The sequence below is a fragment of the Candidatus Avoscillospira sp. LCP25S3_F1 genome, assembly GCF_052117125.1.
Taxonomy (GTDB): Bacteria; Bacillota; Clostridia; order Oscillospirales; family Oscillospiraceae; genus Avoscillospira_A.
The window spans coordinates 98,773-115,117 of sequence record NZ_JBQKJT010000004.1 but is presented as its reverse complement, the minus strand read 5'-3'; the positions used below and the strand labels follow the sequence as shown (position 1 = coordinate 115,117).

The following is a 16,345-nucleotide window of genomic DNA, read 5'->3' as shown; positions in this document are numbered from 1 at the left end:
GGAAAGTTTTTCCACAAACTGGTCTGCTGTCTTGACAACGGCCCCGGAAATCGGTACTCTAAAGGTAGTCTATACAAGGGGGTACTCATTATGAAAAAACGCATTGGTATTCTCACCTCCGGCGGCGACTGCCCCGGCCTGAACGCCACTATCCGCGGCGTGGCCAAGGCGCTGTATCAGCGCATGGGCAATAATGTGGAGATCATCGGTATTGCCAACGGCTATTCGGGCCTGATCAACGGCGATTACCGCGTCATGCAGCCCTACGAATTTTCAGGCATTCTGACCGTGGGCGGCACCATCCTCGGCACCAAGCGCACCCCCTTTAAGCTGATGCGCGTCATTGGTGACGACGAGGTGGACAAGGTCAGCGCCATGAAGAAAAACTATAAAGAGATGAAGCTGGATTGTCTCCTGTGCCTGGGCGGCAACGGCACCCACAAGACGGCTAACCTCCTGTCGGAGGAAGGGCTCCATGTCATCGGCCTGCCTAAGACCATTGACAACGATATTTACGGCACCGACGTGACCTTTGGCTTCCACACGGCTGTGGACATCGCCACCGAGGCCATTGACCGGGTCCACACCACCGCCGGCAGTCACAGCCGCTGCATGGTTGTGGAGCTGATGGGCAATAAGGCCGGTTGGCTGACCCTGTATGCGGGCATTGCCGGCGGCGCCGATATCATTCTGATTCCGGAGATGCCGTACAACATTGAAAACGTCTGCGCTGCCATCACCAAGCGGGCTGAGCAGGGCAAAAACTTCTCCATTCTGGCTGTGGCCGAAGGCGTCTACGACGTGGAGGAAGCCAAGATGAAGAAGAAGGAGCGGGCGGCCAAGCGGGCCGAGCAGGGCATCACCACGGCTACCCACCGCATTGCCCATCAGATCGAGGAGATGACAGGGTTTGAGACCCGGTTCTGCGTTCCCGGTCACATGCAGCGCGGCGGCAGTCCGTCGCCCTATGACCGGGTTCTGGCGACCCAGTTCGGCACCTATGCCGCCAAGCTGGTGGAGGAGGAGGTCTACGGAGTCACCGTGGCCATGAACAACAACCAGGTGGTGGCAAACCGGCTCGAGGATATTGCGGGCAAGAGCCGTCTGGTCCCCGAAGACCACGGCATGATCCATGTGGCCCGCCGTATGGGCCTGTGCCTGGGCTGACCGGCAGTGTTCAAAAGGCAAGTTTGATGGTATGGAAATGGGAAGGGCGTCTCCCTGGGAGCGCCCTTCCCATCTGTAATTTTTTAAAAGAATTGGATAGGGGGAGAACCATGATTCAACCGGTAACGCCGGAAAATCTGATGCAGGCCGCGGCTATCCATGCGGAGAGCTGGCAAGCATCCCACCGGGAGATCTGCACCCCGGAGTTTCTGGCCCTCCATACGCCGGAACGGCAGGCGCGGTATCTGGCGTCTGAGATGGACAAAGGGGCGCGGCTCTATTTGCTGACAGAGGAGAAGCCCGTGGGGATTGTTTCCGTCCATGACAGCCGCATTGAGAATCTCTATGTTCTGCCTAGCGAACAGAATAAGGGATATGGGACGCAACTGCTAACATTTGCCATACAGCAGTGTACGGACTGTCCCACCCTGTGGATTCTCAACACCAATACCGGTGCAAAGCGGCTTTATGAGCGAAACGGCTTTCAGCCAACGGGAAACACCGTGCAGCACACCGGCGGTTTGTATGAGCTGGAACTTCGGCTCTGTCAAAAGTGATTCCGTTTGGTACAGTTTTTAGGGACTCTGTGGAGGAAAACATATGCAGATCAGGAAGATCACAGACAGGCAGGAACAAACGCGGATTACACGGGAGATTCTGGAGGCGCTGCCCGAGTGGTTTGGAATTCCCGAGGCGCGGGAGGCATATATACGGGACAGCGCCGGAGCGCCATATGTTTGCGCCCAGCAGGACAATGGACCCGTGGGATTTTTGTACTTGAAACAGACCGGCAAAGATACCATGGAAATCGCCGCCATGGGGGTACGAAAAGAAGCACAGCGCGCCGGAATCGGAACAGCCCTGCTGGAATTGGCAAAAGCCATGGCGCGGGAACAGGGGTGTTCCTTTTTGCAAGTCAAGACGGTGCAAATGGGGAAATACGAGGTGTACGACCGCACCAACCGGTTTTATCAGTCCGTTGGGTTTCGGGAGTTTGAGGTGTTTCCCACCCTGTGGGACGAGGGCAATCCGTGCCAGATTTATGTGATGGCGCTGTAGCGGGGTTCCGTCGACAGAACGCATAAACCCCCCTTTTGATGGGAAGTTTTGTCCATCAAAAGGGGGGATTCTGCTAGTTATGGCTGTTGCAGCTTGGCGGCAACCGTGGGATACTGTTCCAGATTGGTGTGGGGGTAGAAGCTGGCAGCCCGCATTTCCTCCACAAAGGTCTCCTGCATGGCAAATTCCAGGTAGTAAATTTCCTTTGCCACCCGGTCGGCTTCCTCCGGCGTCACCCGGCCGCAGAGCAGATCGCAGGCGCCGTCCAGGGAGCTGTTGCCCACGTTGCGGAATTTTTCTCTGGGGGCGTCGGGGTAAATGCCGATGGTGATGGCCGACTCCAAATCCAGATGGCGGCCGAAGGCTCCGGCCAGATAAATCCGGTCGATGTCGTCCAGCGTCAGACCGGCGGTGTTCAGCAGCACAGCCACCATGGTGTGGGCGGCGGCTTTCGTCTCTGTAAACTGGCGGATATCCTCCTGGGTAAACACCAGGGCTTCACCGGTGGCGCTCTCCGACTCGTCGGCGTAGGCAATGGCCCACTGGTCCTCAAACCGGCGAATGCGGCTGCTTTTTTCCGGCTGCAACGTGCCTTGACGGTCCATCCATCCGGCCAGCAGCATCTGGGCCAGCAAATCCACAATGCCGGAACCGCAGATGCCTTTCGGCTTTTCCTGTTCGATGGTTGTGCAGGTCAGAACGCCGTCCCGGATGGTGATGGAGTCCACGGCGCCGGCCCTGGCCCGCATACCGCTGCGGCTGATGCCGCCCTCCAGCGCCGGACCCGCTGCGCCCGCGCCGCCGATGAGATAGGTGTTGTTGCCCACCACCATTTCTCCATTGGTGCCGATGTCCAAAAACAGGGCAGTTTCCTCCCGCTGGGTCAATCCCGTGGCCAGCAGGCCGCTGATGATATCGCCGCCCAGATAGTTGGCTGTGGCCGGGAAGCAGTAGACCGGCCCCCGGACATGGAGGCCCAGGGCAGGACCGCTCACCAGACCCGGCGATGTGACGACGGGCCGGAACGGCGTGTGGAAAATACAGAAAGCATCCAGCCCCAGGAGAAAGTGAATCATGGTGGTGTTGCCGCCGATGACCATGGTGCAGACCTGCTCCGGATCGACGCCCGCTTCGCCGCAGACGGTATCCAGCAGCGTGTTCAGGGTATCCACAGTGACGGCCTGCAATTCTTTCCGGTGCTCCGGGTTGTCCTTCGTATAGAAAATCCGGCTGAGAATCTCGTCGCCGTAGGCCCGCTGGCCGTTGCGGACCGTGTCCTCGGCCAGAACGCTGCCGGAAGTAAAATCCATCAAACGCATGACTACAGTGGTGCTGCCCAAATCCACGGCGGCGCCGTAGGCACAGAGGGTGGTGTCGCCGGGTTCTACCCGGGTCACATCCCAGTGGCGGCCATTGCGGACCAACGTCACGGTGAATTGTTCCAGGCGCAGCGTCTCATAGGACGACTGGACCAGCTCCAGGGGCAGACGGGCCTCCAGACCCAGGGCCGAAAGGGCGTCCAGACAGCGCTGGACGTCATCGGTGCGGTCTGTATCCAGGTCCGTCATGTGCAGGCATCGTTTTTGTATCCAAGGATGTTGCATCCAAAGTCCCCATTTCTGTATGGTTATTTTTATAGTATGGTACCGCAAACCCATGGAAAAGACAAGGGGATTGCCAATGGACAAAAAATATGGTATCGTATATCATGAAATTGTGTAACAAGATCCTGACATCAAAAAGCCCTTTGCGATGGAAGGTTCGGTGTTTTCGACGCACACCCGGCAGCGGGTGGGCGCTGTTTGCCGTACCCTCCGGGTGCGGCTTTTTTGTTTGGCGCGATTCACAAGGAGGACAAACCATGGAAACACGCATTGCGCTGTTGGCCATTCTGGTGGAAAATGAATCGTCGGTGGAAGCTCTCAACGACATTCTGCACCAGTACCGCCAACATATCATCGGCCGCATGGGCATTCCCTACCGGGAAAAACAGGTCAGTATCATGAGTATTGCCGTGGACGCGCCCCAGGACGTGATCTCGGCTCTGTCCGGCAAAATCGGCAAACTGCCCGGCGTCAGCTCCAAGACGGCCTATGCCGGAGGCGGCCGTGGGTAAGGCCGCAGACCTGGCCCGCCGTCTGGCGGCGGGGGAGGCCCTGAGCGACAGGGAACTGCTGGAACTGCTGGAGCAGCGGACGCCGGAATCGGCGGAGATTTTGCGGATTGCCGCCGTGGAGACGGCACACCGGACCTTCGGCAACCGGGTCTATCTCCGAGGCCTCATCGAATTTACCAACTACTGCAAAAACGACTGCTACTACTGCGGCATCCGCCGCAGCAACCATAAGGCGGAACGGTACCGTCTGTCTCCAGAGGTCATTCTGGCCTGCTGCGACGCGGGCTATGACCTGGGGTTCCGGACCTTCGTCCTCCAGGGCGGCGAGGACGGCTGGTGGACCGATGAAAAACTGTGCAACCTGATCACCGCCATCAAAACAAACCACCCCGACTGTGCTGTGACCCTGTCCATCGGCGAGCGGAGCCGGGACAGCTATGCCGCACTGAAACAGGCCGGGGCCGACCGGTATTTGCTGCGCCATGAGACGGCCAACGCCGACCACTACCGTCGTCTACACCCGCCGGAGTTGAGGCTGCAAAATCGCATCCGCTGCCTGTACGACCTCAAGGAGCTGGGGTATCAGGTGGGCGCCGGCATGATGGTGGGGTCTCCGGGCCAGACCTTAGAGAACCTGGTGGAGGATTTGCGGTTCTTACAGGAATTGCAGCCCCATATGGTGGGCATGGGTCCGTTTCTGCGCCATCGGGACACCCCCTTTGCTTTTGAACCGGACGGTTCGGCGGATCTGACGCTGTACCTGTTGTCCATGGTGCGGCTGCTGCTGCCCAAGGTCCTGCTGCCTGCCACCACGGCCCTGGGTACGGCCCTGGAGGGGGGACGGGAGCGGGGCATTCTCCATGGCGCCAACGTGGTCATGCCCAATCTGTCTCCCGCCGACGTGCGGAGCAAATATCTTTTGTACCATGATAAGCTGGCCACCGGGGCCGAATCGGCCAACGGGTTAAACCAGCTGCGAAACAATTTACAAGCCATCGGCTATGAAGCCGTTGTCGCCCGGGGCGACGCCCCTACACTCTGACGGGAAAGACGGTCTGACCCGCAAGAAAGAAGGAATGTATCATGTACAACCCCCATTCCCTGAAAGCGACGGAATTCATCGATCACCAGGAGATTCTCGACACCTTAGCCTATGCCGACGCCCACAAGGACGATCTGGAGCTGGTGGACGCCATCCTGGACAAGGCGGCCCAATGTAAGGGTCTGAGCCATCGGGAGGCCTCGGTGCTGCTGGCCTGTGAGGACGAGACGCGGCTCCAGCGGATGTACGATCTGGCCAAGGAGATCAAGCTGAAATTCTACGGCAACCGTATTGTGTTGTTTGCGCCCCTGTACCTGTCCAACTACTGCGTCAACGGCTGTGTCTATTGCCCCTACCATGCCAAAAACAAGCACATCGGCCGTAAAAAGCTGACCCAGGAGGAGGTGGCTAAGGAGGTCATTGCCTTGCAGGACATGGGCCACAAGCGGCTGGCCATCGAAGCCGGTGAGGACCCCAAAAACAACCCCATCGAGTACATCCTGGAGTGCATCAAAACCATCTATTCCATCCACCACAAAAACGGCGACATCCGCCGGGTCAATGTCAACATTGCCGCCACCACCGTGGAGGAGTACCGGATGCTGAAAGAGGCCGGTATCGGCACCTATATCCTGTTTCAGGAGACGTACCACAAGGAGAGCTATGAGCAGCTGCATCCCACCGGCCCCAAGCACGATTATGACTACCACACGGAAGCCATGGACCGGGCCATGGAGGGCGGCATTGACGATGTGGGCCTGGGTGTTCTGTTTGGACTGGAGCGGTATCGTTATGAGTTTGCGGGTCTGCTGATGCACGCGGAGCACCTGGAGGCCGTCCACGGCGTGGGCCCCCACACCATCAGCGTGCCCCGGATCAAGCACGCCGACGACATTGACCCCAGCGCCTTTGACAACGGCATCAGCGATGACACCTTTGCCAAGCTGTGCGCTCTGATTCGCATTGCCGTACCCTATACGGGCATGATCATCTCCACTCGGGAGAGTCAAGCCGTAAGAGAACGGGTCCTGCCCCTGGGCGTGTCCCAGATCAGCGGCGGCTCCCGTACCTCCGTCGGCGGCTACGAGGAGGAGGAGCGGCCCACGGACACGGAGCAATTCGACGTGTCTGACCAGAGAACGTTGGATGAGGTGGTGCGCTGGCTCATGGAGCTGGGTTATATCCCGTCCTTCTGTACGGCTTGCTATCGGGAGGGACGCACTGGCGACCGGTTTATGAGCCTTTGCAAGGCCGGACAGATTCAAAACTGCTGCCATCCCAATGCGCTGATGACGCTGAAGGAATATCTTATGGACTATGCCGCCCCGGAGACAAGAGCCATCGGCGAAGCGCTGATTCAGGCGGAGCTCCAAAACATCCCCAAGGACAAGGTCCGGGAGATCTGTGCCGACCACCTGCAAAAAATCGAGCAGGGTATCCGGGACTTCCGGTTCTGAGGTGGGCCTATGAGTATGAACGACACGCCCGCCGCGGAGCGGGTCCACATCGGATTTTTCGGCCGGAGAAATGCGGGAAAATCCAGTCTGGTCAACGCCGTGACCGGTCAGCAGTTGTCGGTGGTGTCGGAGGTCAAGGGTACCACCACCGACCCGGTCCAGAAAGCCATGGAGCTGCTGCCCATGGGGCCGGTGGTCATCATCGACACGCCGGGCTTTGACGATGAGGGGCAGCTGGGCGAACTGCGGGTCAAGCAGACGAAACGGACACTGAATCGGGTGGACTGCGCCGTTTTGGTGGTGGATGGCACCGTGGGAAAAACGGAAATCGATCAACAGATTGTTGCACTGCTTGTGGAGAAAAATATCCCCTATGTCGTGGCCTATAACAAGGCCGACCTGGGAGCCACGGCAGAGGACGACGGCCTGGTTGTCAGCGCCCTGACCGGCGACGGTGTGTGGGAACTGAAAGAGCGCATTGCCCGACTGGTTCCAAACGGGGAGCGGACCGGAAAACTGGTGGGCGATCTGGTGCAGCCGGGGGAATTTCTGGTTCTGGTGGTGCCCATCGACAAATCGGCCCCCAAGGGACGGCTGATTCTGCCCCAACAGCAAGTGATCCGGGATGCCTTGGAGGCCGGGGCCATGCCGCTGGTGGTCCGGGAAACAGAATATCCCACGGCGCTGGAACGGTTGGGCCAACGGCCCGCTCTGGTGGTGACAGATTCTCAGGTGTTTGGCTTTGTGTCCAAGGCGACGCCGCCGGAACTGAGACTGACGTCGTTTTCGATTTTGATGGCTCGGTATAAGGGCTTTCTGGAGGACGCGGTCCGTGGCGCCGCCGCATTGAATGCGCTGCACGACGGCGACCGGATTTTGATTGCCGAGGGCTGTACCCACCATCGCCAGTGCGAGGATATCGGCACCGTCAAGCTGCCCCGCTGGCTGCGGGACTACAGCGGCGCAGACCTGCAATTTGAAACCTGCTCCGGACGGGAGTTCCCCGAGGACCTGTCGCCCTATCGGGTGGTGGTCCATTGCGGCGGCTGCATGCTCAACGGCCGGGAACTGGACTATCGGAGGAAATGTGCCGCCGATGCCGGTGTACCCTTCACCAATTACGGCACAGCCATCGCCCAGGTCCACGGGATTCTGAAACGGTCCCTGGCGCCGTTTCCGGCATTGGCTGCCCTGCTGCCATAATGCAAAACACCCGGCAGTCCGAGACTGCCGGGTGCTTTGTGCGTTTGGGGAGGAATTACTTCATGTTGCGCTCGTATTCCTCGATCATCTTCTTGACCATCTGGCCGCCGACAGAGCCGGCCTCGCGGGAGGTCAGATGACCGTTGTAACCCTGCTTCAGGTCGACGCCGACCTCGGAAGCGGCCTCCATCTTGAACTTGTCCAGGGCCTCACGGGCTTCGGGAATGACAGCGTTGTTGTTGCTCTTCATAACAAAGTTCCTCCTTCATTTCTTTTGTCCATCGGACAGTCATAGCATTGCCAGCGGCTTGTACAGATATGCAGGGGAAATTTTGGACAATTTAACAGATACCGTTTTAAAAATAGAGAGACACGGTTTTCGGATGCATAGAGACAAAGAGAACAGCGGAAAGCAACGGAAATGGGGCCATGTGGTGGCGTGAAAAATCGAAGCAGGGTTGAAACATTCGATAATATCAGGTATAATGTCAGAAGTTCGCAGAAAAAACCGGCTGCTACAGCCGGTTTTTTCCATGTTTGACCATTTGGGAGGTGGAGTCGTTGCAGCTGTTTGAAGCCGTGCCGGGGGACCTGTTTTCCGTTCTGGCGTCGCCCAACCGGGCGCTGTATGCCGAGGCGCTGGAGGTGCTGTATGAGACGTACCGGGACCATTTGAAAATTCCGGAGCAGCTCTATTATTCCATTCTGCGCAACCGGATGGAACGGCAGCTGGCCGACGCCACCTTCGACGGCGAGGACATCGACGAGGAGGAACTGCGGGACATCTCCGGCAAGGCCCGGTTTCTGATTCGTAAACTGTGCAGCCGCGGTTGGTTTGAAAAGGAGCGGGGCAAGACGGAGCGGAGCTTTGAGGAATATCTCATTGTTCCCGGCTACAGCAGCCGTTTGCTGGAACTGCTCCACCAGCTGCGGGAGGACGCGCCCCAGCGAGGCTATTCCTATGTATTCAGTACGTATTCTGCGCTGAAAGTGGCCCGGGAGGGGGACAGCGCCTATGAGAAGATGCTGGCCCTCTACAGCGCCTACGACAATACCATGGCCCTCATCAAGGCGTTGAAGTCCGTCTATCACAACATCAAGGGCTTTTTTCGTATGCAGATGGAAATGCAGGACGTCAACGACGTGCTGGCGGCCCACTTTGACGACTTTGGCCAGCGGGTCATGGAGGCGTACATCCGGCCTTTGAAAATCCGCGATTCCGTCCCCAAATACCGGGTGCCCATCCGGCAGATGCTCAGTCAGTGGCTGGAGGACGACGCGGTGTTGGAAGCCATGGCCCAGGCGGCCTTCCAGGACCGGCGGGGCGACACGCTGGAAGCGTGCCGGGGAGACCTGCTGGAGAAGCTCTACTGGATTCAGGAACAGTACGAGCGCATGGAGAGCGACTATCTGACGGAAATCGACCGGCAGGTGCGCCGCTACACCCGTGCCACCACCCAAAAGCTGGAGACACTCAGCAATTTGGACCGGAACCTGGGCGGCAACCTGCGGCTGCTGCTGGACGGCCTGGCCGCCGGAAAAGGGCCGTCGGATTTGGGCTTTGCCCTCTATTGCCAGGAGAGTTTGACGGAGAAAAGCCTGTGGAAACGGAAACGGGTGCCGGTCCGGCCCCGGACCCATCCGGTGGAGATGGAGGAGGAGACCGTCAGCGACGAGGCCAAGGCCCAGGCGGCGGAACTGCTGCAATCGGCCTACAGCCGGGAAGCCGTGGAATCGTATGTTCTGGCGCGGATGGATGGAGAAACCGGCTGCACCAGTGACGACCTGCCCCTCCGGGACGACCGGGAGTATGTGCTGAGCCTGCTGGCGGCCCTCCATGGCAGCGACCGGGACAGCGCCTATGAGGTGGAACGGCTGGAGGGCCAATACGCCAAGAACGGATATACCCTGCCGCAGCTGCGGTTTGTGAGAAAGGAGTAAGCCATGGACCTGCAAGCCATACAATCCCTGTCGGCCCGGGAGCTGGAACAGTTCCAGCGTGTGTGTAACCGGCTGCTCAGCAGCACCTATGTGGCCCGGACCCAAACGTTGCCCGATCGGGGCCGGTTCCAGGACCCGGACTATACCTTTTTGACCATTCACCATCAGCTGGTGGCCGACTATCTGGGCGTCATGGGCTGGCGGCTCCACCAGGAGGAGGTCTACGGCTACTTCTATGTGGAGCATCCCGACGAGATCAACCGCTGCGTCTTGACCCGGGAGGAGACGGCCCTGCTGCTGGCCTTGCGGCTCTACTATGAGGAGCACCGGGAGCAGGCCGGACTGGAACAGGATGTTCTGTGTACGGTCCGGGAGCTGCTGGACCTGGTGGTGACTGAATACGCGGTGCTGCCGGTGCGGCCCAGCGTCCGGCTGGTGCGCCGGGCCATGAATCTGTTTGAACACCACTGTGTCATTCAGCGGGTGGAGGGCACCTTCAGCCGCAACGACTGTAAATTCACCATCCTGCCTACCATTTTAACGGTGGTGTCGCCGGAGCGGGTGGAAGCTGCCGTGGAGCAGCTGCAAAACGGCAGAGAGGAGGACCGGGATGAAGAAGCTGAAACGGATTCTGCTGATGAACTGGCTGTACTTCGGGAAACAGCTGATTGAAGTCGACGATGTAAACTTTCTCACCGGCAAAAACGGCGCGGGCAAGTCCACCGTCATCGACGCCCTGCAAATTGTGCTGCTGGGCGAGACCAGTCCCCGGAACTTCAACAAGGCCGCCAACGACAGTTCCCAGCGGACCCTGGAGGGCTATCTCCGGGCCGATATGGACGACAGCAGCCCCAAATCCCGCCGGGGTAAGGATTTTTCGTCCTACATTGCCTGTGAATTTCACGACGACCAGGCAGACGCGGATTTTGTGGCGGGCATCGTCTTCGACTGCCGCCACGACGGCACCGTGCGCCAGCAGTATTTTCTCTATGACGGCGTCATTCCCGGCCACTGTTTTGTGGAAAACCGGCAGACCATGAGCATTCCGTCCCTGCGGGCCTGGCTCAAGAGTATGCCTGACAGCCACGGACAGCTTTTTGACACCAACTGGCGGTATCGGGAGGAACTGCTGAGCAAGTGGAACGTCCATACCGATCAGGTGTGCCGGATGCTGAAAAAGGCCGTGTCTTTCCGGCCCATTGTGGATATCCGGCAGTTTATCACGGAAAATATCTGTGATATCCCCGAAAAACCTGATATTGAAGCCATGCAGCAGACCATTCGGGACTATCAGCACCACGAACGGCTGGCCGAGCAGCAGGAAAAGAAGCTGGAAGCGCTGGACAACATCGGACGGCAGTACCAGCGGTGGCTGGAAGCCTCCGAAGAGCTGCGGCAGGTGCGGTTTTTGGGCCTGTGGGCCGAGCGGGAACAGCAGGCCCAGCAGTTGGACCAGCTGCGTCAGGAGGAGGCGTCCTGCCGCCGGGACATGGAGGAATCGGCCCAGCGGTGCCGGGAATTGGAAGCGTCCATTGCTGACCGGGAGCAGCGGAAAAGCGGCTTGCAGGCTCAGCGGGAAAAGAGCGACATCTACCGGGAGCAGCACCGTCTCCAGGCCGAGCAGCGGCGGCTTCAGCAGGAGCGCCGCCGCCTGAGCCGGGACATTGATGCCGCTTTGGAAGAGATTCAAAAGGAAGCGGCCCAGCTGACGGACCTGTGCCGCCGGATGGACCAGTGGCCGGAACTGGAGGCCGTCTCCGCTTTGCGGCAGCAGGGGGAGGAAGTAGAGCGGGCCTGCGCCCCGCTGCTGGAAAACGCGGCGTCCCTGCTGACCGGTTCCCTGGAACCGTTGGAGCAGGCCCAGGCGGCCTGTGCTGAATTTTCCCACCGGTTGCAGCAGGCGGCCTACAGCCTGTCGGCGTCGGCCCGTCAGAGCCAGACGACCCGGCGGGAGACGGAAGAGACGCTGGCCTTGCTGCAAAAGAACGTCAAGGACTACCCGGCGGGGCTTCTGCAATTGAAACAGCAGATGACCGATGGATTGCAAGACCACCACCCCGGCGCCACGGTGGAAATCCTGGCCGATGTGCTGGAAATTGCCGACGGGGAGGAAGCGTGGCGCGGTGCCGTAGAGGGCTTTCTGAATACCCAGAAGTTCTATCTGCTGGTGGAGCCGGAAGTCTACGATGACGCCCTGGCCCTGTATGATGCGCTCAAAGGCAACGGCCGCCAGACCTACGGCCTGGTGGACGTGGGTAAAATCCGCCAGCGGGAGCAGACCGACGCCCAGGAGGGCAGTCTGGCCCGGAAGGTGGAGACCGATAACGACTTGGCTCGAAGTTATGTAAACTACCTCCTGGGCCGTGTCATTTGCTGTGAAACGGTATCACAGCTGCGGGAGCACCGAGCAGCCATCACCGCCGACGGCATGGTGTACCAGGGATATGTGGCCCGGCCCATTCCCCGGCAGCGGATGGAGGATGCCTTTCTGGGCCGCAAGGCCGTGGCACTGCGGATGGAAAAACTGCGGGCAGAATTGCGCCGTCAGGAGGAGGCCGTGGAGCGGCTGCGGCCGGTGGAACAGCTGCTGGAGGACCAGCGGAAGCGGGAGGTTCTGTTCACCGCCCGATTCTGTCAGGAGATGGCCCAGCGGCAGGCCGACGCCGCCAGACGGGACGAGCTGGATGGCCAGCTGGAACAAATCGAGGCCCAGCTGGAGGGGCTGGATTTGCTGTGGCTGGAGGACCTGGACCGGGAGATGGCCCGGCTGGACGGCGAGATCGTCCAGTTGCGGAAAACCCTCCGGGAGGAGGACCGCAACGGCGGATTGCTGACCAACCGACTCCAGCAGCTGACGGAGGAAAAACTGCCCCAGACGCGGCAGCTTTTGGCGGAGACGGAACGGACCATCGAGGGCCGCTATCCGTCGGAGGACCGGGAAGCCGTGGGGCTGCCCCGGTACCGGGAGGCGTTGGCCCGACTGAAAAAACCCGCCGCCATTCTGCGGCAGCTGCGGGACCAGGCCCCGGAGACGGAGGCCCACGCGGCCCAGCAGTGGGAACAGCTGCTGCGGCTGCGGCGGGAGTACGTCCAGCAGTACCGGCCCTGTCCCTTTGCCGTGGATGCGGCCCACAACGATGAATTTGAGGCCGAACGGCAGCTTTTGGCCGACAGTGCCTTGCCCCAGTACCGGGAAAAAATCCGCAAGGCCCGGGAAAGCGCTTTGGAGCAGTTCCAGAATGATTTTCTGGCGAAACTGAAATCCAGCATCGATCAGGTTCAGGAGCAGGTGCGCAATCTGAACCGGGCGCTGGAACGGGCTCAGTTTGGAACAGACCGCTACCGCTTTTTGGTGGAACGGAACCCCGACTACGGCGAATATTACGATATGATCCTGTCGCCGGAACTGATGGAGGGCGAGGGGGGACTGTTCGCTCTGCCGTTCCAGCAGAAGTACGGGCCGCTGATTGAGGATTTGTTTTCCCGTATTGCCGGGTCCGACGATACGGAGCACAACGCCCGGCAGCAGAGCGAGCTCCAGCAGAATATTGAACGGTATACGGATTTCCGGACGTACCTCCGGTTTGATCTGGAGACCACCGACGGCAACGGCAACCGCCAGCTGCTGTCCAGGACGCTGAACACCAAGTCCGGCGGCGAGACCCAGACACCGTTCTATATTGCGGTGCTGGCCTCCTTTGCCCAGTTGTATCGGGTCAACGACCCGTCGGGCCTGGGTAACACGGTGCGTCTGGTGATCTTCGACGAGGCATTCAACAAAATGGACAGCGAGCGCATTGTGGAGAGCATTCGCCTGCTGCGGAAGATGGGATTGCAGGCCATCATCTGTACGCCGCCGGATAAGCTGCCGGATATTATGCCGGAAGCCGACCGGACGCTCCTGGTGTGCAAGGACAAATATCGGATGCAGATTCTGCCCTACAGCAAGGAACGGGCAGAATAAAAAACCGCCCCCGCCGTACCAAACGGTACAGCGGGGGTCAGCTGTTATTCTGTGGTATAAGACTTTATGGTTTTGCAGCACAAAGCGATAAAAGTTTACTCGATTTTTCAAAAATCGCGGGGTCCAGGGGCGGCGCCCCGGTCGCCCGTCGCAACAGGCGAAATTCTTTGCCGCGCTTACGTATCGGAAAGGCGGCGGCAAGCGGCGGCCAAAGCATTCAGCGTAGAGCAGGACACCATGGAGCACACGGCGCCAAATGCCTGGGCGCTCTTGAGATAGGGCCATTTGCTCTCAGGAATGGGATTGAGAATCAACACCCGGCCCGCCTGTCGTTTGGCCTCCAGCAGCGCCCGGATGGCCCGGGGCTGGTCCACCGTCTTGGTGTCCGACAGGATGATCAGGGTGGTGGACTGGTTGAGAATGGCCGGCTGCATCGTGAGCAGTTCCTCCAAAGCGCTGCCCAGGTCCGTACCCTTGCCGTACAGGCCCGATTCCCGGATGGAGGACCGGAACAGGTCCATATTCTGTAAACTGAACGCGTCGGCCTCATGGAGCGCTTCGGAGAACACAAAGGCCCGGGAGCTTTCCGAAACATGGTTCAATGACTGTATGAACCGCAGGGCGAACTCCGAAAACTGCATCATGGAACCGGACACGTCGCAGAGCAGCACCAGATGCTTTTTTCTCTGGCGTTTTTTCTTGTAGTGAAGATGATAAAAGCTGCCGCCCGTTTCCAAACCCTTGCGGATGGTGCGGCGGAAATCCAATTTGCCGCTGTGGCCCCGATGCTTGCGGCTGGCCGACAGCTCGCCGTTGATCTGCTGGGAAATGGACTGAATGATGGTGATGGCCTTGGGAATCTCCGTGTCCCGGAACCGGGAGATATCCCGATAGAGGATACCGATTTCCGGATCGGCAGCCATGCAGCCCAGCCCGGCGTCCTCCATACGCAGCTGCTCTTCCAAAATCGTTTTGACAAAAACCGATTTGATAAAGTTATCATACAGCTTGGGGCTCCGCTCGGCTGTGTCCTGAAAAGTCTCCCGGAACCGGCGCAGTTTCTCCCTTGCCTCCTCCGGCATGGTCATATAGATGCTGCGCTGTTCTTCTGTCAGCTCCATGGGCTTGCCGTTGACTTCCAAATCCTCCCGGGCCTGCTCCTGAATCTGCTGCTCTCGCTGCTGCTGTTCCAGATACTCCTTGGCCAGCTGGCGCATCCGCTCTTCTGAGAGAAAGAAGCCGTCAAAGACCCGGTCAAAGAGGTTCTGTTCCTCCCGGGATTTGGCGTAGACGGTCCGCAGGGCCGTCTTGACCTGCTCCCGGTCCTCCACGCCCAACGCCACCAGGATTTTACCGGCGTCCAGCGTCTCCTGGGTGCCGACGGTCAGCCCTTCCTCCCGGAGCAGTCGGGAAAACCACGACAGCTTTTCCAGGTAGACGCCCGGCTCAACCATGGTGATGGCCTCCGCAGCCGCAGTTGTGGTGGTCATGTCCGCCGCAGCCGCAATCAGCATCGCCGGTGTCGTGCATGCACTCGATATCCTCGGTGTTTTTCAGCAGGAATCCGGCGGTGTTGCGGATGGCGTCGGGGGTCAGCTCCCGGACGCCCAGCGCATCCAGGGCAGCGGCCCAGTCCAGCGTTTCGGCAATGGAGGGCTTTTTCAAAATGGCTTCGTTGTTGCGAAGACTCTGGACGGCCTTGGCCACCTGGAGCCGCAGCTGATCATCCAGATGGGGCATCTTGGCCCGAAGAATGGCCAGCTCCTTGTCCAGATCGGGATAGGGAATGTACAGATAGGCGCAGCGGCGGCGCAGGGCTTCCGACAGGGGCCGGGCCCGGTTGGAGGTCAGCACCACAAAGGGAATGGTCTTGGCCGGAATGGTACCGATTTCGGGGATGGACACCTGCATATCCGACAGCAGCTCCAGCAAGAACGCCTCGAATTCCTCATCGGCCTTGTCGATTTCGTCGATGAGCAGCACCACGGGCTTTTCCGACCGGATGGAGTGGAGCAGGGGCCGCTCCAGCAGGTACTCATCGCTGAACAGACTGCGGGTCAGAGCGTCCTTGTCGTCGCTGTTCATATTGACCTGGATGGACAACAGCTGTTTCTGATAGTTCCACTCATACAGGGCCTTGCTTTCGTCCAGACCCTCATAGCACTGGAGCCGCACCAGGTCCCGGCCCAGGGCCGAGGCCATGACCTTGGCAATCTCCGTCTTGCCCACACCGGCCGCGCCCTCAATGAGCAGCGGGCGGCCCAACTGTAGGGAAACGGCCAGCACCGTAGCCAGGGTATCATCATAAATATAGTTGGCTTCGTCCAGTTTTTGTTTCAATTCGTCCAGCGTCATAGGAAATTCCACCTTGTTTCTATGATAATTGTTACTCCTAT

The 16,345-nt window shown here is 59.4% G+C and carries 14 protein-coding genes; 10 read left to right on the top strand and 4 right to left on the bottom strand.

The window, feature by feature from the left end; all coding sequences use genetic code 11:
- Nucleotides 1–90: 90 nt before the first annotated feature.
- The 3 genes from ACTQ33_RS04770 (at nt 91) to ACTQ33_RS04760 (ending at nt 2,226) form a co-directional block, all read left to right on the top strand.
- A complete protein-coding gene (locus tag ACTQ33_RS04770; protein ID WP_441462550.1) occupies nt 91–1,167 on the top strand; it encodes a 6-phosphofructokinase in 1,077 nt (358 codons plus the stop codon).
- Nucleotides 1,168–1,277: 110 nt separating this feature from the next.
- Nucleotides 1,278–1,724 (top strand): GNAT family N-acetyltransferase, encoded by a 447-nt coding sequence (locus ACTQ33_RS04765; protein WP_441462548.1) that lies wholly within the window; start codon nt 1,278–1,280, stop codon nt 1,722–1,724.
- Nucleotides 1,725–1,767: 43 nt separating this feature from the next.
- Nucleotides 1,768–2,226, top strand: coding sequence for a GNAT family N-acetyltransferase (locus ACTQ33_RS04760; protein ID WP_441462546.1), 459 nt, complete (start codon nt 1,768–1,770; stop codon nt 2,224–2,226).
- A 77-nt stretch (nt 2,227–2,303) separates the two neighbouring features.
- On the opposite strand, the gene ACTQ33_RS04755 is transcribed toward ACTQ33_RS04760, so the two are convergent.
- On the bottom strand, nt 2,304–3,830 hold the full coding sequence (locus ACTQ33_RS04755; RefSeq protein ID WP_441462544.1) for an ASKHA domain-containing protein: 1,527 nt from the start codon (nt 3,828–3,830) through the stop codon (nt 2,304–2,306).
- A 257-nt stretch (nt 3,831–4,087) separates the two neighbouring features.
- Between ACTQ33_RS04755 and ACTQ33_RS04750 the strand changes: the two genes are divergently transcribed.
- The 4 genes from ACTQ33_RS04750 to hydF are packed head-to-tail and all read left to right on the top strand — an operon-like array spanning nt 4,088 to nt 8,044.
- Complete coding sequence (locus ACTQ33_RS04750) at nt 4,088–4,342, top strand: TM1266 family iron-only hydrogenase system putative regulator (RefSeq protein ID WP_441462542.1); 255 nt, start codon at nt 4,088–4,090, stop codon at nt 4,340–4,342.
- Nucleotides 4,335–5,384, top strand: coding sequence for a [FeFe] hydrogenase H-cluster radical SAM maturase HydE (hydE, locus tag ACTQ33_RS04745; RefSeq protein ID WP_441462540.1), 1,050 nt, complete (start codon nt 4,335–4,337; stop codon nt 5,382–5,384). The genes ACTQ33_RS04750 and hydE overlap by 8 nt, the downstream gene beginning before the upstream one ends.
- A gap of 41 nt (nt 5,385–5,425) precedes the next feature.
- Nucleotides 5,426–6,841, top strand: a complete 1,416-nt coding sequence (hydG, locus tag ACTQ33_RS04740) for a [FeFe] hydrogenase H-cluster radical SAM maturase HydG (RefSeq protein ID WP_441462538.1) — start codon at nt 5,426–5,428, stop codon at nt 6,839–6,841.
- Nucleotides 6,842–6,850: 9 nt separating this feature from the next.
- Nucleotides 6,851–8,044, top strand: coding sequence for a [FeFe] hydrogenase H-cluster maturation GTPase HydF (hydF, locus tag ACTQ33_RS04735; RefSeq protein ID WP_441462536.1), 1,194 nt, complete (start codon nt 6,851–6,853; stop codon nt 8,042–8,044).
- A 55-nt stretch (nt 8,045–8,099) separates the two neighbouring features.
- Here hydF and ACTQ33_RS04730 read toward each other — a convergent pair whose 3' ends face one another.
- A complete protein-coding gene (locus ACTQ33_RS04730; RefSeq protein ID WP_441462534.1) occupies nt 8,100–8,294 on the bottom strand; it encodes a small, acid-soluble spore protein, alpha/beta type in 195 nt (64 codons plus the stop codon).
- A 302-nt stretch (nt 8,295–8,596) separates the two neighbouring features.
- On the opposite strand from ACTQ33_RS04730, the gene ACTQ33_RS04725 reads away from it, so the two are divergent.
- Genes ACTQ33_RS04725 through ACTQ33_RS04715 form a run of 3 tightly spaced genes read left to right on the top strand, consistent with a single transcriptional unit; the run spans nt 8,597 to nt 13,949 of the window.
- Complete coding sequence (locus ACTQ33_RS04725) at nt 8,597–9,985, top strand: Wadjet anti-phage system protein JetA family protein (protein ID WP_441462773.1); 1,389 nt, start codon at nt 8,597–8,599, stop codon at nt 9,983–9,985.
- A 3-nt stretch (nt 9,986–9,988) separates the two neighbouring features.
- Nucleotides 9,989–10,657, top strand: a complete 669-nt coding sequence (locus ACTQ33_RS04720; protein ID WP_441462532.1) for a DUF4194 domain-containing protein — start codon at nt 9,989–9,991, stop codon at nt 10,655–10,657.
- On the top strand, nt 10,596–13,949 hold the full coding sequence (locus ACTQ33_RS04715) for an ATP-binding protein (RefSeq protein ID WP_441462530.1): 3,354 nt from the start codon (nt 10,596–10,598) through the stop codon (nt 13,947–13,949). The genes ACTQ33_RS04720 and ACTQ33_RS04715 overlap by 62 nt, the downstream gene beginning before the upstream one ends.
- A gap of 176 nt (nt 13,950–14,125) precedes the next feature.
- On the opposite strand, the gene ACTQ33_RS04710 is transcribed toward ACTQ33_RS04715, so the two are convergent.
- Both ACTQ33_RS04710 and ACTQ33_RS04705 read right to left on the bottom strand, forming a co-directional pair.
- Nucleotides 14,126–15,439 carry a VWA domain-containing protein gene (locus ACTQ33_RS04710; protein ID WP_441462528.1) on the bottom strand — a complete coding sequence of 438 codons (1,314 nt, stop codon included), beginning with the start codon at nt 15,437–15,439 and terminating at the stop codon, nt 14,126–14,128.
- Nucleotides 15,396–16,304: an AAA family ATPase gene (locus ACTQ33_RS04705; RefSeq protein WP_441462526.1), complete on the bottom strand. Its 909-nt coding sequence runs from the start codon at nt 16,302–16,304 to the stop codon at nt 15,396–15,398. The genes ACTQ33_RS04710 and ACTQ33_RS04705 overlap by 44 nt, the downstream gene beginning before the upstream one ends.
- Nucleotides 16,305–16,345 lie beyond the last annotated feature (41 nt).

What these genes read in the sequence shown, in the direction of transcription:
- hydG (WP_441462538.1), top strand. Translation starts at nt 5,426, where the DNA reads ATGTACAACCCCCATTCCCTGAAAGCGACGGAATTCATCGATCACCAG.
- ACTQ33_RS04710 (WP_441462528.1), bottom strand. Translation starts at nt 15,439, where the DNA reads ATGACCACCACAACTGCGGCTGCGGAGGCCATCACCATGGTTGAGCCG.
- ACTQ33_RS04765 (WP_441462548.1), top strand. Translation starts at nt 1,278, where the DNA reads ATGATTCAACCGGTAACGCCGGAAAATCTGATGCAGGCCGCGGCTATC.
- ACTQ33_RS04755 (WP_441462544.1), bottom strand. Translation starts at nt 3,830, where the DNA reads ATGCAACATCCTTGGATACAAAAACGATGCCTGCACATGACGGACCTG.
- hydF (WP_441462536.1), top strand. Translation starts at nt 6,851, where the DNA reads ATGAGTATGAACGACACGCCCGCCGCGGAGCGGGTCCACATCGGATTT.
- ACTQ33_RS04715 (WP_441462530.1), top strand. Translation starts at nt 10,596, where the DNA reads ATGAAGAAGCTGAAACGGATTCTGCTGATGAACTGGCTGTACTTCGGG.
- ACTQ33_RS04750 (WP_441462542.1), top strand. Translation starts at nt 4,088, where the DNA reads ATGGAAACACGCATTGCGCTGTTGGCCATTCTGGTGGAAAATGAATCG.
- ACTQ33_RS04720 (WP_441462532.1), top strand. Translation starts at nt 9,989, where the DNA reads ATGGACCTGCAAGCCATACAATCCCTGTCGGCCCGGGAGCTGGAACAG.
- ACTQ33_RS04730 (WP_441462534.1), bottom strand. Translation starts at nt 8,294, where the DNA reads ATGAAGAGCAACAACAACGCTGTCATTCCCGAAGCCCGTGAGGCCCTG.
- ACTQ33_RS04770 (WP_441462550.1), top strand. Translation starts at nt 91, where the DNA reads ATGAAAAAACGCATTGGTATTCTCACCTCCGGCGGCGACTGCCCCGGC.
- ACTQ33_RS04705 (WP_441462526.1), bottom strand. Translation starts at nt 16,304, where the DNA reads ATGACGCTGGACGAATTGAAACAAAAACTGGACGAAGCCAACTATATT.
- ACTQ33_RS04760 (WP_441462546.1), top strand. Translation starts at nt 1,768, where the DNA reads ATGCAGATCAGGAAGATCACAGACAGGCAGGAACAAACGCGGATTACA.